This is a genomic window from Rahnella sp. CFA14(1/10) (assembly GCF_004195095.1).
Classification (GTDB): domain Bacteria; phylum Pseudomonadota; class Gammaproteobacteria; order Enterobacterales; family Enterobacteriaceae; genus Rahnella; species Rahnella perminowiae.
Window position 1 is genome coordinate 79520 of the sequence record NZ_SEWS01000012.1, and the last position, 13355, is coordinate 92874.

Below are 13355 nucleotides of genomic sequence, written 5' to 3' on the forward strand. Positions count from 1 at the left end.
AATAACCCTGTCTGGACATGCGCTTTTAAAGCCATTCCGCAGGGAGGAGTAAAATTCTCAATACACCGGTTTCAGACGCAAACGTAAGTCAGGGCCGACCTGGCGGATATCGCTGAAAATAAATTCCGGCGCATCCGCCAGATGCTGCAATCCTGGCAGTTCACACAGTGCCCGACCATTATTGCCCAATAACTTAGGCGCCATATAAACGATTAATTCATCAACCAGACCGGCTTGTAATAAGGCACCGGCCAGTTGTGCGCCGGCTTCCACCCAGATGGAATTAACCTGACGTTTCGCCAGTTGCATCATCAGCAGAACCAGATCAATACGATTGTCGCGTCCGGCCACGCGCCATTGTTCAACAGACTCCGGCCAGGCTTGCGAGTCAGTTTCCAGCCGTGCGAGTAATACTTCCCCCGGTAAATTCATCAGCTGATGCTGTGGTGTCACGCGGTTTTGACTGTCGAGAATAATCCGTAATGGCTGACGCAGATTTTCCTCGGGATAAATTGCCTGCACTTCATTGCCCAGTTCGCTCCAGCGTACATTAAGCGAAGGATTGTCAGCCAGAACCGTGGCACTGGTGCTCAGGATCGCCGAGCTTTCTGCGCGAAAACGCTGAACATCAGCACGGGCCGCCGCCGAGGTGATCCACTGACTTTCGCCAGAAGCCATCGCCGTTCGGCCATCTAAAGAGGCACCCATTTTAAGCTGAACATAGGGAAAACCGGTGCGCATCCGTTTGAGGAAACCCAGATTCACCGCTTCAGCCTGCGGGTGCATCAGCCCATGGCTAACATCCACGCCGTTTTGTTTGAGCCGGTACAAACCCCGCCCTGCCACTTCCGGATTAGGATCCTGCATCGCCGCTACCACGCGGGCGACGCCTGCCGCCAGCAATGCATCGGCACACGGTGGTGTACGCCCATGATGACTGCACGGTTCGAGGGTCACATAAGCGGTCGCCCCTCTGGCTTTCTCACCGGCCATGCGTAATGCGTAAACTTCTGCATGGGGTTCACCGGCACGCAGATGATAGCCTTCACCCACAATTTCGCCATTCAATACAATGACACAACCGACATTAGGGTTAGGTGTGGTGGTAAAACGCCCGCGGCGCGCCAGCTCGAAAGCCCGCGCCATATAGCGTTCATCGGTATGGTTTTCGGCGGAGAGTGGCTTTGCAGATTGTTCAGACGACATCAGCTTTCCTTAGTCCTGAAGGCGGGCAATTTCTTCACCAAATTCACGGATATCTTCGAAGCTGCGATACACCGACGCAAAGCGGATATAGGCGACTTTATCCAGCCCTTTCAGGGCGTCCATCACCAAATTACCGATCATTTTAGCCGGGATTTCACGTTCGCCGGTCGCACGCAGCTGCGACTTAATGTGGCTGATGGCAGTTTCGACGTCATCGGAACTTACCGGGCGTTTTTCCAGCGCTTTCAGAAAGCCACCGCGAAGTTTGTCTTCATTGAACGGTTCACGAACTTCATTGCTTTTAATGACGCGCGGCATCACCAGTTCCGCCACTTCAAACGTGGTGAAACGTTCATGGCACACCAGGCACTGACGGCGACGGCGAACCTGCGATCCATCGCCTACCAGACGGGAATCGATGACTTTAGTATCAACAGCGGCACAAAATGGGCAATGCATAGCACTTCCTGATCGCGAACTCAATTGAACAGTAGTTTAACCCGAAGTGTGCCGACAACAAAGGCTGTCGCTACTTTCATCGACATCGGGTTAAACTTAGCTATCGATATGGGTGCCCGGATGGAATGTTTCAACGGGCAGATGAAAGGAAGTCTCTGATATGACAAAACATCCACACCTTTTGTTGGTCTGCGCCGCATTGTTCAGCCTGACGGGCTGCGCGACGCAAAATTCACAAATACCGGCCCTGAAAACGGAAGTCGGGCAGCTTAATCAAAAGCTGCAACACCTGACCGATCTGGCCCTCGCACTGGAACAGCAAACCACCCTCAACCGCCAGTCGGATAATGGTGTCTATTTATTACCGGCAGCCAAAAGTGCCGCATTGCTCAAAAGTAACATTGGTGAATTAAGTCTTCAGCTAACCCGTATCGCTCCGGACGCCAGCGGCGTACAGGCCGTACTGGAAATCAAAAATAATGCCGGTCAGCCATTGCCAGCGTTTACGGCATCTCTGAGCTGGGGACAGCTCGATCCGGTTACAGGCAAGCCGCTGACTGTCGATATGCAGACCCAGACCATTACCGTCGAGCCAGACCTTCTGCCGGGTCCGGTGAAAACAGTCGATGTGAAGTTTGACCAGGTGACTGTCGAAACGCTGGGATTTGTACATCTGCATAATATTGTGGCAACGCCACAGTCCCTGCCTGTCGTAACCCGATAAAAACCGCAAACAGCAGATAAAAAAAACCCCGCGTCGCGGGGTTTTGGTTTTCTATTCCGATAACGGAACCATCAGCAACTTACGGCAGAATCGAAGGTTGATCTGCGCCTTCTTTTTCCACTTTCTGCTGCAACATGTGCTCACGCTTCATACCCAGTTTCAGGGCCAGCGCGGACGCCACGTAGATTGACGAAACCGTACCGATCGACACGCCAATCAACATGGTCAGTGAGAAGCCTTCCAGCAACGCACCCCCAAAGATATAGAGCATCAGAACCACCATCAGCGTGGTCGCTGAGGTCATAATGGTACGACTTAACGTCTGGGTCAGGGACACGTTCATGATTTCGTAAGAATTACCGCGACGAATTTTGCGGAAGTTTTCACGAATACGGTCCGATACCACGATGGAGTCATTCAGCGAGTAGCCGATAACGGACATCAGGGACGCGACGATGGTCAGGTCAATTTCGATCCTGAACAGTGACAATACGCCCATGGTGATGATCACGTCATGCGCCAGTGCGATTACCGCCCCCAGCGCCAGTCGCCATTCAAAACGGAAACCGACATAGATCAGGATGCAAATCAGCGCCATCAGCAGCGCCATGCCGCCAGCCTGCGCCAGATCACTCCCCACGCTCGGGCCGACAAACTCAACACGTTTCACGGTCGCGTCTTTGTCGATATCCGCATTCACCAGACTCAGGACTTTATTCCCCAGTTCCTGACCGGCATTACCCGATACAGGTGGAAGGCGAACCATCACATCACGACTGCTACCGAAGTTCTGAACAACAGGATCCTTGAATCCTGCTTTTTCCAGATCGGCACGCATTACGTCCAGGTTAGCGGGCTGGCTAAGGCTGATTTCAATGACGGTACCGCCAGTGAAATCCAGACCCCAGTTGAACCCGCGAACGCCCATAATCGCAACGGATGCGATAAACAACAGGCCTGAAATACAGAAGGCCACGTTGTCCCAGCGCATAAAGTCGATAACTTTACGGCCGTAGTTCAGTTGTTCAACAGTATATGGTTGTTGCTGTGCCACAACGCACTCCTCAGATAGACAGCTTTTTAATGCGTTTGCCGCCGTAAACCAGGTTCACGATGGCACGGGTTCCCACGATCGACGTAAACATCGAGGTTGCCACACCGATAGCGGTGGTGATAGCAAAGCCTTTAATCGAACCGGTACCCACTGCATAAAGAATAATTGCCGTGATCAGGGTCGTAATGTTGGCATCAACGATACTGGAGAACGCGCCTTTATAGCCTTCATGAATCGCCTGCTGAACGGAACGCCCGTTCTTCAACTCTTCTTTGATACGTTCGTTTATCAGTACGTTGGCGTCGACGGCCACCGCCAGCGTCAGTACGATACCGGCAATACCCGGCATGGTCAGCGTCGCACCAGGCAGCAGAGACATGATCCCGACAATCAGGACCAGGTTCGCAATCAGCGCGGTCGTCGCGATCACACCAAATTTACGGTAGAAGACCACCATAAACAGAATGGATGCCACCAGGCCCCACAAGCACGCTTCCAGACCCTGAGTGATGTTTTGCATCCCTAAGGTCGGGCCAATGGTCCGTTCTTCAACAATCTGAATTGGCGCGATTAACGCACCGGCACGCAGCAGAAGGGACAACTGACGGGCTTCATTCGGATCGTTGACGCCAGTGATACGGAAGCTGTTGCCCAGACGTGACTGAATAGTCGCCACGTTGATAACTTCTTCCTGTTTCGCCAGAATCGCACGGCCGTTGGCATCTTTCTTACCGCTGTCTTTGTACTCCACGAACAAGGTTGCCATCGGTTTGCCGATATTATCCTTGGTGAAGTTAGACATGGCGTTACCGCCAGCGCTGTCGAGTGAGATGTTGACCTGTGGCTGATTGTATTCATCCATGCTGGATGTGGAATCAGTGATATGGTCACCGGTCAGAATCACCCGCTTGTATAATACAACCGGGCGACCATCACGCATGTCTTTCACTTCGCTGTCGCCCGGTACACGACCGGTTGAAGCAGCAGAAGCATCCACGTTGGTGTTAACCAGACGGAATTCCAGGGTCGCGGTCGCGCCTAAGATTTCTTTGGCACGTGCAGTATCCTGAATCCCCGGCAGTTCAACCACAATACGGTCGGAACCCTGACGCTGTACCAGTGGCTCAGCAACACCCAGTTGGTTTACGCGGTTACGCAGGATATTGATGTTTTGCTGAACGGCGTACTCACGGGCTTCACTCAGGCGGGCATCAGTCATCACCACACTCAAAGCATTGTCACCGCTGTTAGTGATCACTAAATCGCGATGACGTGGGCTCAGATAGCTGGCTGCAGAATCACGGGTCGCAGCATCGCGGAAACGCACTTCAACGCCATAGTTGTCGAGCTTACGCACCGTGGCATAAGGAATATTCTTGTCGCGCAGGTCACTGCGCATGCTGTCCATGGTCTGCTCTTGCAGCTTACTCAACGCGGTATCCATATCCACTTCCATCAGGAAGTGCACACCACCACGTAAGTCGAGGCCCAGCTTCATCGGCTCAGCGCCCAGCATACTCAACCAGCGCGGCGTTGCCGGCGCGAGGTTCAGTGCAATAACAAACTTGTCGCCCAACGCTTCAGTCAGCGCTTCACGTGCACGAAGCTGTACGTCTGTGTCTTTAAAACGGGCAAGAATAGCGCCATTTTCAAGGGCAATCGATTTGCTCTGGATTTTGTTTTGGTCTAATACATTACGGACTTGATCCAGTGTTGCTGCACTGGCGTCGGAACCCCGAACACCAGTGATTTGAACAGCCGGATCCTCACCATAAAGGTTGGGAAGTGCATAAAGCAGCCCGACGATGACCACAACGATCAGCATCAGATACTTCCACGCAGGATAACGGTTTAACACGGCAGTTCCCTTCGGGAAAATCGAAAATTAGATAGACTTCATCGTGCCTTTTGGCAGAACTGCTGCCACGAAGTCACGTTTGATCATCACTTCGTTGGTGTCGTTCAGTGCGATAACCACATAACCGGTTTCGGCTACTTTGGTTACGCGACCGATCAGGCCACCTGTGGTCATGACTTCGTCACCTTTACCGATAGAATCCATCAGTTTTTTGTGTTCTTTAGAACGTTTCTGCTGCGGGCGCAGGATCATGAAATAGAAAATCAGACCAAAAACCACCAGCATAATAACCAGAGAGTAAGGACTTCCCTGTGACGGTGCGCCGGTCGCTGCGACTGCATCAGAAATGAAAAGGCTCATTTAAATTCCCTCATTGTTGTTGTGAAGCAAATTGATGTAAAACAAACCGAGAATCCGACCCGGAGACTGGCGATAAAACGTCTCGCACAATACCCCATAATGCCGGTCCAAGAAATTATAAAATCGGCACCTCCTTTCGAAGATGCCGACGCGAGAAAGAAATCAGAAGTTTAAAGGCGGAACCGGTTTGCCTTTACGCTCGTAGAAGTCTGTCACAAACGCTTCCAATTTACCCTCTTCAATAGCCTGGCGTAAACCGGCCATCAGACGCTGGTAATAGCGCAGGTTATGGATCGTATTCAGGCGCGCACCCAGAATTTCGTTGCAACGGTCGAGATGATGCAAGTAAGCGCGGCTATAATTGCGACATGTGTAGCAATCACAGTGTTCGTCAAGCGTTGACGTGTCATCTTTATGCTTCGCATTACGGATTTTAACGATACCGTCGGTCACAAAAAGATGGCCGTTTCGTGCATTACGCGTTGGCATCACGCAGTCAAACATATCGATACCACGACGCACGCCTTCAACCAGATCTTCCGGTTTACCGACACCCATAAGATAGCGAGGTTTGTCTGCCGGAATTTGCGGACAAACGTGCTCCAGAATACGGTGCATGTCTTCCTTCGGCTCGCCGACTGCCAGTCCGCCCACAGCGTAACCATCAAAGCCGATATCTACCAGCCCTTTTAATGATACATCTCGTAAATCTTCGTAAACGCTCCCCTGAATAATCCCAAACAAAGCATTCTTATTATTCAACTCGTTGAAGCGATCGCGGCTGCGTTTTGCCCAGCGTAAAGACATTTCCATCGAGCGTTTTGCATAATCCCAGTCGGCAGGATATGGCGTACATTCGTCGAAGATCATGACGATGTCGGAGCCCAGATCGTTTTGGATCTCCATGGATTTTTCCGGACTCAGGAACACCGGATCCCCGTTGATCGGGTTGCGGAAATGCACGCCCTCTTCTTTGATTTTGCGCATCGCACCCAGGCTAAATACCTGGAAGCCGCCGGAATCGGTGAGGATCGGGCCATGCCAGTTCATGAAATCATGTAAGTCGCCGTGCAGCTTCATGATTTCCTGCCCCGGACGCAGCCACAGGTGGAAAGTGTTACCCAACAGAATTTGTGCGCCGGTTTCTTTCACTTCTTCCGGGGTCATACCTTTTACTGTGCCGTAAGTGCCCACAGGCATAAATGCCGGGGTTTCGACTACGCCACGTTCAAAGACCAGACGTCCGCGGCGTGCGCGGCCATCGGTAGTGCTTAATTCGTACTTCACATTGCCTCCAGCATCAGAGAAACAGTCTGATGAGGTTAAGTCCGTGGCATCACGCCCGGAAAAGAAAGCCCGGATGCACCGAGTGCGTCCGGCGCGGTTTACTGCTGCCCCACCACTTCCTGTGGCGCCAGCGGGTTACGGTTGATAAACATCGCATCACCATAACTGAAGAAACGGTATTGCTCTGCGACGGCCTGATGATAGGCATTCAGGGTATTTTTATAGCCGGCAAACGCCGACACCAGCATGATCAGTGTCGATTCAGGCAGGTGGAAATTGGTGATCAGGGAGTCAATAACCTGATAGTGATAACCCGGGTAGATGAAAATCTTGGTATCACCGAAGAAGGGCGCAATCAGCGCATCTTCGCTGGCCTTCGCCGCGCTTTCCAGCGAACGTACCGAGGTTGTTCCCACCGCCACGACTTTATTACCCCGCGCTTTACAGGCCAGCACCGCATCCACAACTTCCTGAGGCACTTCGGCATACTCAGCATGCATGATGTGGTCTTCGATGGTGTCCACGCGAACCGGCTGGAAAGTTCCTGCGCCCACGTGCAGCGTCACAAAAGCAAATTCCACACCTTTTTCTTTCAGCGCATCCATCAGCGGCTGGTCGAAGTGTAAACCGGCGGTAGGGGCTGCCACTGCGCCGGGACGTTCGCTGTAGACTGTCTGATACAATTCCCGATCAGCATCTTCATCGGGGCGATCGATATATGGCGGCAGCGGCATATGGCCGATTTCGTTGAGCAGAGTAAAGACATCACGATCTTCATTAAATTCCAGCTCAAACAAGGTATCGTGGCGCGCCACCATAGTCGCTTTAATATCTTCGTTGTCGCCAAGCAGCAGTTCAGCGCCCGGCTTTGGCGATTTAGACGCACGTACGTGTGCCAGAACGCGGTGTGAATCGAGCACACGCTCAACCAGTACTTCAATTTTACCGCCGCTGACCTTACGGCCGAATACGCGGGCCGGGATCACGCGGGTATTGTTAAAAACCAGCAAATCACCGGGATGAATTTTATCCAGAATATCGGTGAACACGCCGTGCGTTAACTCACCGCTCGGCCCGTCCAGAGACAACAAACGACAGCCGCTGCGCTGGGTCTGCGGATAGCGGGCAATCAGGGATTCAGGGAGTTCAAAAGAAAAATCGGCAACACGCATGGCTTTTCACTTCACTTAACGACAAAAACAGGCGGCTTAGTCTAGAGGGACGGGGCATCCCCTGCAAGCTTCTGCGCTAATAAAGGCATCACAGCCCTGTCAGAGATCAACTTTCCTGCGTTATACTCGCCCGATGAATTTTTTAGCGCATCTCCACTTAGCCTCTCTGGCCGAAAGTTCCCTGACCGGCAACCTGCTGGCTGATTTCGTTCGCGGCAATCCTGACGGACAATTTTCTGACGAGATCGTCAGCGGGATCCGCATGCATCGCCGCGTAGATACCATGACCGATTCGCTGCCGGAAGTGAAAATTGCCCGCCGCTATTTTCGTGAAGATTTTCGCCGCGTCGCGCCCATCACGCTGGATGTCGTCTGGGATCACTTTCTCTCCCGCCACTGGGCGACACTTCATCCACAGCAATCGCTCGAAGATTTTCTCGACGCCTGTCAGCAGGAAATTGAACCGCTGCTGCCTGAAATGCCTGAACGTTTCCGGAATCTGAATGCGTATTTATGGCCTGAACGCTGGATGGAACGTTATGCCGCACTGCCTTTTATTGGGGACGTATTACGCGGTATGGCCAACCGGAGGCCGAAACTTAGTGCGCTGACCGGCTCTTTCCACGATATCGAATTGAATTACGATGCCCTTGAGCAGCTTTTTTGGCAGTTTTATCCGGTCATGATGCAACAGGCGAAAGACCGACAACTCTGATCAATCTCACCAGTTCTGTGAACCGTCCCGCAATTCCCTGCAACACAAGAGGTTGTTGTTAAAGAACTCTGGGACTTACGTCAAAGACTGATAGCCGGATACTATCTGATTGATTGGTGCGATGGGGTTTATTCACCCGCAGCTTGCCCCTATACTGGCAGTCGTTTTGTTCATCCTTTCCTTTCACCTACGACGCCCTCTTGGGTTTCATAAGGAGTAATATTATGGTTCTGGTAACTCGCCCAGCCCCTGACTTCACCGCAGCAGCCGTACTGGGCAGCGGCGAAGTAGTTGAAAACTTCAACTTCAAAAAACACACTGCAGGCAAACCAACTGTTATCTTCTTCTGGCCAATGGACTTCACTTTCGTCTGTCCTTCAGAACTGATCGCTTTCGATCACCGTTATGAAGAATTCCAGAATCGTGGCGTAGAAGTGGTAGGCGTGTCCTTCGACTCCGAGTTCGTTCACAACGCATGGCGTAACACCCCAGTTGAGAAAGGCGGCATCGGTCCTGTTAAGTACGCGATGGTTGCTGACATCAAACGCGAAATCCAGAAAGCCTACGGTATTGAACATCCGGACGCCGGCGTTGCACTGCGTGGCTCTTTCCTGATCGACAAAGAAGGTGTTGTCCGTCACCAGGTAGTGAATGATCTGCCACTGGGTCGTAACATCGACGAAATGCTGCGTATGGTTGACGCGCTGCAATTCCACGAAGAGCACGGCGAAGTGTGCCCGGCTCAGTGGGAAAAAGGCAAAAAAGGCATGGGCGCATCCCCGGATGGCGTGGCCAAATATTTGTCTGAAAACGCATCAAATCTGTAATTCCTTCACGGTTTTATGATGCATGACGGTCAGCCTCGCTGGCCGTTTTTTTTGCCTCTTATCCTGCACGATCACATTTTTCCCTCCCCGCTTCCTCACTCTCTGTTATTTAGGTCTACGCTGAAAACGGTCAGGCTGCGTCATCATGGCGCGACGTTTGCATAATAATGGTCGGACTAAAATAACAAAAAAGCGTTATCACACAATAACCTGAAGGTTATGACTCAAAAGACAGGGTAATAAACAGGAGCCTATATGTTACGGAAATCACTCATCGCGCTGGCCTTGCTGACCAGCTTCCCGCTCTGCGCCGCATCTAATCCTGCGGTGGAAGCCAAAAACGGGATGGTCGTCACTTCGCAATATCTGGCCTCTCAGGTCGGCGTCGATATTCTGAAAATGGGTGGCAACGCTATCGATGCTGCCGTGGCTGTCGGCTACGCGCAGGCTGTCGTTAACCCATGCTGTGGCAATATTGGCGGCGGAGGCTTCATGACGGTGCATCTTGCCAACGGTAAAGATACCTTTATCAACTTCCGTGAAACTGCGCCTGCTGCTGCCAGCGCCAATATGTATCTGGATGCTGACGGCAACGTGAAGAAAGGTGCCAGCCTGTACGGGTATCTCGCTGCAGGCGTACCCGGCACAGTATTGGGCATGGATACGGTGCAGAAAGAATATGGCAAACTGACGCGCCAGCAAGTTATGGCACCGGCAATTAAACTGGCCCGTCAGGGCTTTGTGCTGACCCGCGCCGATACCGATATTCTCGACACCACCGTGAAACGCTTCAAAGAAGATCCTGAAGCGGCTCGTATTTTCCTGCGCAAAGACGGCAGCCCGCTGCAACCCGGCGACAAACTGGTGCAAACCGATTTAGCCAACACGCTGGAGTCCATCTCCCGGCACGGTCCGGATGCATTCTATAAAGGCAAAATCCCGGCGGCGGTTGAGGCCGCTGCGAAAAAAGGTGGCGGCATCCTGACAGCGGCCGATTTCGCGAACTATAAGGTCACTGAAGACGCCCCTATCACCTGCAGTTACCGCGGATATAAATTCGTATCGGCTCCGCCGCCGAGTTCCGGCGGCGTCACGATGTGTGAAATCCTCAACATTGTTGAAGGTTATGATCTGAAAAGTATGGGTTTCAACTCTGCAGCCTCTATACACACCCTTACCGAGGCCATGCGCCATGCGTATATGGACAGAAATACCTATCTCGGCGATCCGGAGTTTGTGAAAAATCCCGTCGACCGTCTGGTCAGCAAAAGCTATGCCGAAGAAATCCGTAAGAAAATAGAAGCGGATAAAGCCACGCCTTCGACGGCGGTTCAGCCTGGCATGGAACCCCACGAGAAGCCGGAAACGACCCATTACTCTATTGTCGATAAAATGGGGAATGCCGTTTCAACCACCTATACGGTCAATGGCCGCTTTGGTTCAGTGGTGATTGCACCGGGTACGGGCTTTTTCCTGAATGATGAGATGGATGACTTCACGACCAAAGTCGGCGAGAAGAATTTGTACGGACTGGTACAGGGAACCAAAAATGCCATCGCCCCCGGTAAGCGCCCACTATCGTCTATGAGCCCGAGTCTGGTGACCAAAGACGGTAAAATCTTCATGGTTCTGGGGTCGCCGGGCGGATCACGTATTATCACCATTACTTTGCAGTCGGCGCTGAATGTTATCGACTACGGCATGGCACCACAGGAAGCGGTGGATGCCCCCCGTATTCATCATCAGTGGCTGCCGGATGAGGTCTATTATGAGCAGCGTGGCGTTTCTCAGGACAGCCTGAACATCCTGCAGAAGATGGGTTACAAGATGGTGGAGCAGACGCCATGGGGCGCGACAGAGCTGATTATGGTGGGGTTACCGGGGGCTGCTGGCGTGACATCGGCGAACTCAGGTAATGACTCGGCAGTGTCAGGCAAGGTTCGCGAAGGTTATCTCTACGGTGCAAATGATGTGCGGCGACCTGCAGGTGCCGCCATCGGCTATTAACCTTCATCCTTCGGGCTGTCTCTGCGTTGACTGCCTTGATACAGCCCGAATGATTTGGTTAATAACAATTTATAAACAGTAAAAATCCCTTAAAATCATCTGATATCAAGGGCTTTAAAATTTACCGGAAGGTAAGTGCTTGCTTACGCTTTGTTGCTCAGCGCCAGCGCTTCTTTCTTGCGATCGTTACGGCGTTTGAAGGCATAACCCACCAGTAATGCCACTACCCACACCATCCCGACATACAGCGAAATACGGGTATCCGGGAAGTAACCAATCAGGCCAATGATGAACACCAGGAAAATGATCCCGAACACGGAGGTGTAAACACCCCCTCGCAGCGGGAATTCAAGTTCTTTCACCTGTTGTTTGCTCAGTTTGCGACGAAAACCAATCTGGGAGAACAGGATCATAATCCACACCCAGACCGTCGCGAAAGTCGCCAGAGACGCAATCACCAGAAACACAGCCGACGGCATGACGTAGTTCAGATAAACCGCTACCAGCAGTGCCGCCATCATCACCAGCACGGTGACCCACGGCGTGCCCAGACGCGATACCTTGCTGAACATTTTCGGTGCCTGCCCCTGCTCTGCCATACCATGCAGCATACGGCCCACGCCGAATACATCACTGTTAATCGCCGACAGCGAGGCGGTGATCACCACGAAGTTCAGGATTGCCGCCGCCGCGGTAATACCCATGTGCTGGAAAGTCAGCACGAACGGGCTGCCCTGTGTCCCCACCTGATTCCATGGGAAAATAGACATGATCACAAACAGTGTACCCACGTAAAATACCAGAATACGCAGCGGCACGGAGTTGATGGCTTTAGGGATAGATTGTTTTGGATTTTCTGCTTCACCGGCCGTGATCCCGATGATTTCAATGCCGCCATAAGCAAACATTACCAGTTGCAATGATAAAATTGTCCCCATGATCCCCTGACTGAAGAAGCCGCCGTGACTCCACAGATTGTGGATACCGGTCGCCTGCCCGCCATTACCGATGCCCCAGAAGATAATGCCAAAGCCTGCCACGATCATGATAATGATGGTCAGAACCTTGAAGAACGAGAACCAGAACTCCAGCTCGCCAAACACTTTTACGCTGACCAGATTAATCGCGCCGATAATCAGCACCACGCTGAGAACCCAGGTCCATTGCGGCACATCCGGGAACCAGACGCCCATATAAATACCGAACGCCGTGACATCAGCGATAGCGACGATCAGGATTTCGAAACAGTATGTCCAGCCGGTGATGTAACCTGCCATCGGCCCGAGGTAATCCTGCGCATAACGCGAAAATGAACCACTCTGCGGGTTGTTAACCGACATTTCGCCGAGGGCACGCATGATGATAAACGCGATAATTCCGCCGACCAGATACGCCAGCAATACACTCGGCCCGGCCATTTTAATGGCGTCTGCCGAGCCATAAAACAAACCGGTTCCGATGGCTGAGCCCAGTGCCATAAAGCGGATATGGCGCGTTGTCAGGCCACGTTTTAACTTCGTGCCCGGCGCTTCTTGTTGCGCGATTGGTTGTTCAGCTTCTTGCTGCATGTGCGTTAACCCGTGTTGTTTTTTTTGATATCAAAAATCGTATTCTAAAAAAATGACTTTTAGCCCGCCAATGAAAAAGCCACGGAAGGGTTCTCCGTGGCCTGATTGGCGAAACATT

12 protein-coding genes are annotated in these 13355 nt (G+C 52.2%); 4 read left to right on the plus strand and 8 right to left on the minus strand.

Annotation, left to right across the window (positions count from 1 at the left end; genetic code table 11):
• Nucleotides 1-57 precede the first annotated feature (57 nt).
• Both ribD and nrdR read right to left on the minus strand, forming a co-directional pair.
• A complete protein-coding gene (ribD, locus tag EVX52_RS21645) occupies nt 58-1206 on the minus strand; it encodes a bifunctional diaminohydroxyphosphoribosylaminopyrimidine deaminase/5-amino-6-(5-phosphoribosylamino)uracil reductase RibD (RefSeq protein ID WP_129992094.1) in 1149 nt (382 codons plus the stop codon).
• Nucleotides 1207-1215: 9 nt separating this feature from the next.
• Nucleotides 1216-1665: a transcriptional regulator NrdR gene (gene nrdR / locus EVX52_RS21650; protein ID WP_015698341.1), complete on the minus strand. Its 450-nt coding sequence runs from the start codon at nt 1663-1665 to the stop codon at nt 1216-1218.
• A 160-nt stretch (nt 1666-1825) separates the two neighbouring features.
• On the opposite strand from nrdR, the gene EVX52_RS21655 reads away from it, so the two are divergent.
• A complete protein-coding gene (locus EVX52_RS21655; protein WP_129952855.1) occupies nt 1826-2389 on the plus strand; it encodes a DUF3251 domain-containing protein in 564 nt (187 codons plus the stop codon).
• A 79-nt stretch (nt 2390-2468) separates the two neighbouring features.
• Here the strand turns inward: EVX52_RS21655 and secF are convergent, their stop codons facing one another.
• The 5 genes from secF to queA form a co-directional block, all read right to left on the minus strand.
• Nucleotides 2469-3380 carry a protein translocase subunit SecF gene (gene secF / locus EVX52_RS21660; RefSeq protein WP_217139566.1) on the minus strand — a complete coding sequence of 304 codons (912 nt, stop codon included), beginning with the start codon at nt 3378-3380 and terminating at the stop codon, nt 2469-2471.
• A 73-nt stretch (nt 3381-3453) separates the two neighbouring features.
• Nucleotides 3454-5301: a protein translocase subunit SecD gene (secD, locus tag EVX52_RS21665; protein ID WP_129952857.1), complete on the minus strand. Its 1848-nt coding sequence runs from the start codon at nt 5299-5301 to the stop codon at nt 3454-3456.
• 27 nt (nt 5302-5328) lie between these two features.
• The gene (gene yajC, locus EVX52_RS21670; RefSeq protein WP_013576670.1) at nt 5329-5661 is read right to left on the minus strand and encodes a preprotein translocase subunit YajC; all 333 of its coding nucleotides are present in this window, start codon (nt 5659-5661) and stop codon (nt 5329-5331) included.
• Nucleotides 5662-5823: 162 nt separating this feature from the next.
• On the minus strand, nt 5824-6948 hold the full coding sequence (gene tgt / locus EVX52_RS21675) for a tRNA guanosine(34) transglycosylase Tgt (protein WP_129952858.1): 1125 nt from the start codon (nt 6946-6948) through the stop codon (nt 5824-5826).
• 98 nt (nt 6949-7046) lie between these two features.
• Nucleotides 7047-8120 carry a tRNA preQ1(34) S-adenosylmethionine ribosyltransferase-isomerase QueA gene (gene queA / locus EVX52_RS21680; protein WP_129992095.1) on the minus strand — a complete coding sequence of 358 codons (1074 nt, stop codon included), beginning with the start codon at nt 8118-8120 and terminating at the stop codon, nt 7047-7049.
• Nucleotides 8121-8253: 133 nt separating this feature from the next.
• Here queA and EVX52_RS21685 point away from each other — a divergent pair, with 133 nt between their 5' ends.
• From EVX52_RS21685 to ggt, 3 genes are all read left to right on the plus strand, one after another.
• Complete coding sequence (locus tag EVX52_RS21685; RefSeq protein ID WP_129952860.1) at nt 8254-8835, plus strand: ACP phosphodiesterase; 582 nt, start codon at nt 8254-8256, stop codon at nt 8833-8835.
• Between the two features lie 224 nt (nt 8836-9059).
• On the plus strand, nt 9060-9662 hold the full coding sequence (locus EVX52_RS21690; protein WP_013576674.1) for a peroxiredoxin C: 603 nt from the start codon (nt 9060-9062) through the stop codon (nt 9660-9662).
• Between the two features lie 255 nt (nt 9663-9917).
• On the plus strand, nt 9918-11669 hold the full coding sequence (ggt, locus tag EVX52_RS21695) for a gamma-glutamyltransferase (RefSeq protein ID WP_129952861.1): 1752 nt from the start codon (nt 9918-9920) through the stop codon (nt 11667-11669).
• A 143-nt stretch (nt 11670-11812) separates the two neighbouring features.
• On the opposite strand, the gene proY is transcribed toward ggt, so the two are convergent.
• Nucleotides 11813-13237 (minus strand): proline-specific permease ProY, encoded by a 1425-nt coding sequence (gene proY, locus EVX52_RS21700; protein WP_129992096.1) that lies wholly within the window; start codon nt 13235-13237, stop codon nt 11813-11815.
• Nucleotides 13238-13355 lie beyond the last annotated feature (118 nt).

Excerpts from the sequence above, each read along its gene's own strand:
- queA (WP_129992095.1), bottom strand. The coding sequence starts at position 8,120 with ATGCGTGTTGCCGATTTTTCTTTTGAACTCCCTGAATCCCTGATTGCC.
- nrdR (WP_015698341.1), bottom strand. The coding sequence starts at position 1,665 with ATGCATTGCCCATTTTGTGCCGCTGTTGATACTAAAGTCATCGATTCC.
- EVX52_RS21655 (WP_129952855.1), top strand. The coding sequence starts at position 1,826 with ATGACAAAACATCCACACCTTTTGTTGGTCTGCGCCGCATTGTTCAGC.
- ggt (WP_129952861.1), top strand. The coding sequence starts at position 9,918 with ATGTTACGGAAATCACTCATCGCGCTGGCCTTGCTGACCAGCTTCCCG.
- EVX52_RS21690 (WP_013576674.1), top strand. The coding sequence starts at position 9,060 with ATGGTTCTGGTAACTCGCCCAGCCCCTGACTTCACCGCAGCAGCCGTA.
- yajC (WP_013576670.1), bottom strand. The coding sequence starts at position 5,661 with ATGAGCCTTTTCATTTCTGATGCAGTCGCAGCGACCGGCGCACCGTCA.
- ribD (WP_129992094.1), bottom strand. The coding sequence starts at position 1,206 with ATGTCGTCTGAACAATCTGCAAAGCCACTCTCCGCCGAAAACCATACC.
- EVX52_RS21685 (WP_129952860.1), top strand. The coding sequence starts at position 8,254 with ATGAATTTTTTAGCGCATCTCCACTTAGCCTCTCTGGCCGAAAGTTCC.
- proY (WP_129992096.1), bottom strand. The coding sequence starts at position 13,237 with ATGCAGCAAGAAGCTGAACAACCAATCGCGCAACAAGAAGCGCCGGGC.
- secF (WP_217139566.1), bottom strand. The coding sequence starts at position 3,380 with ATGCGCTGGGACAACGTGGCCTTCTGTATTTCAGGCCTGTTGTTTATC.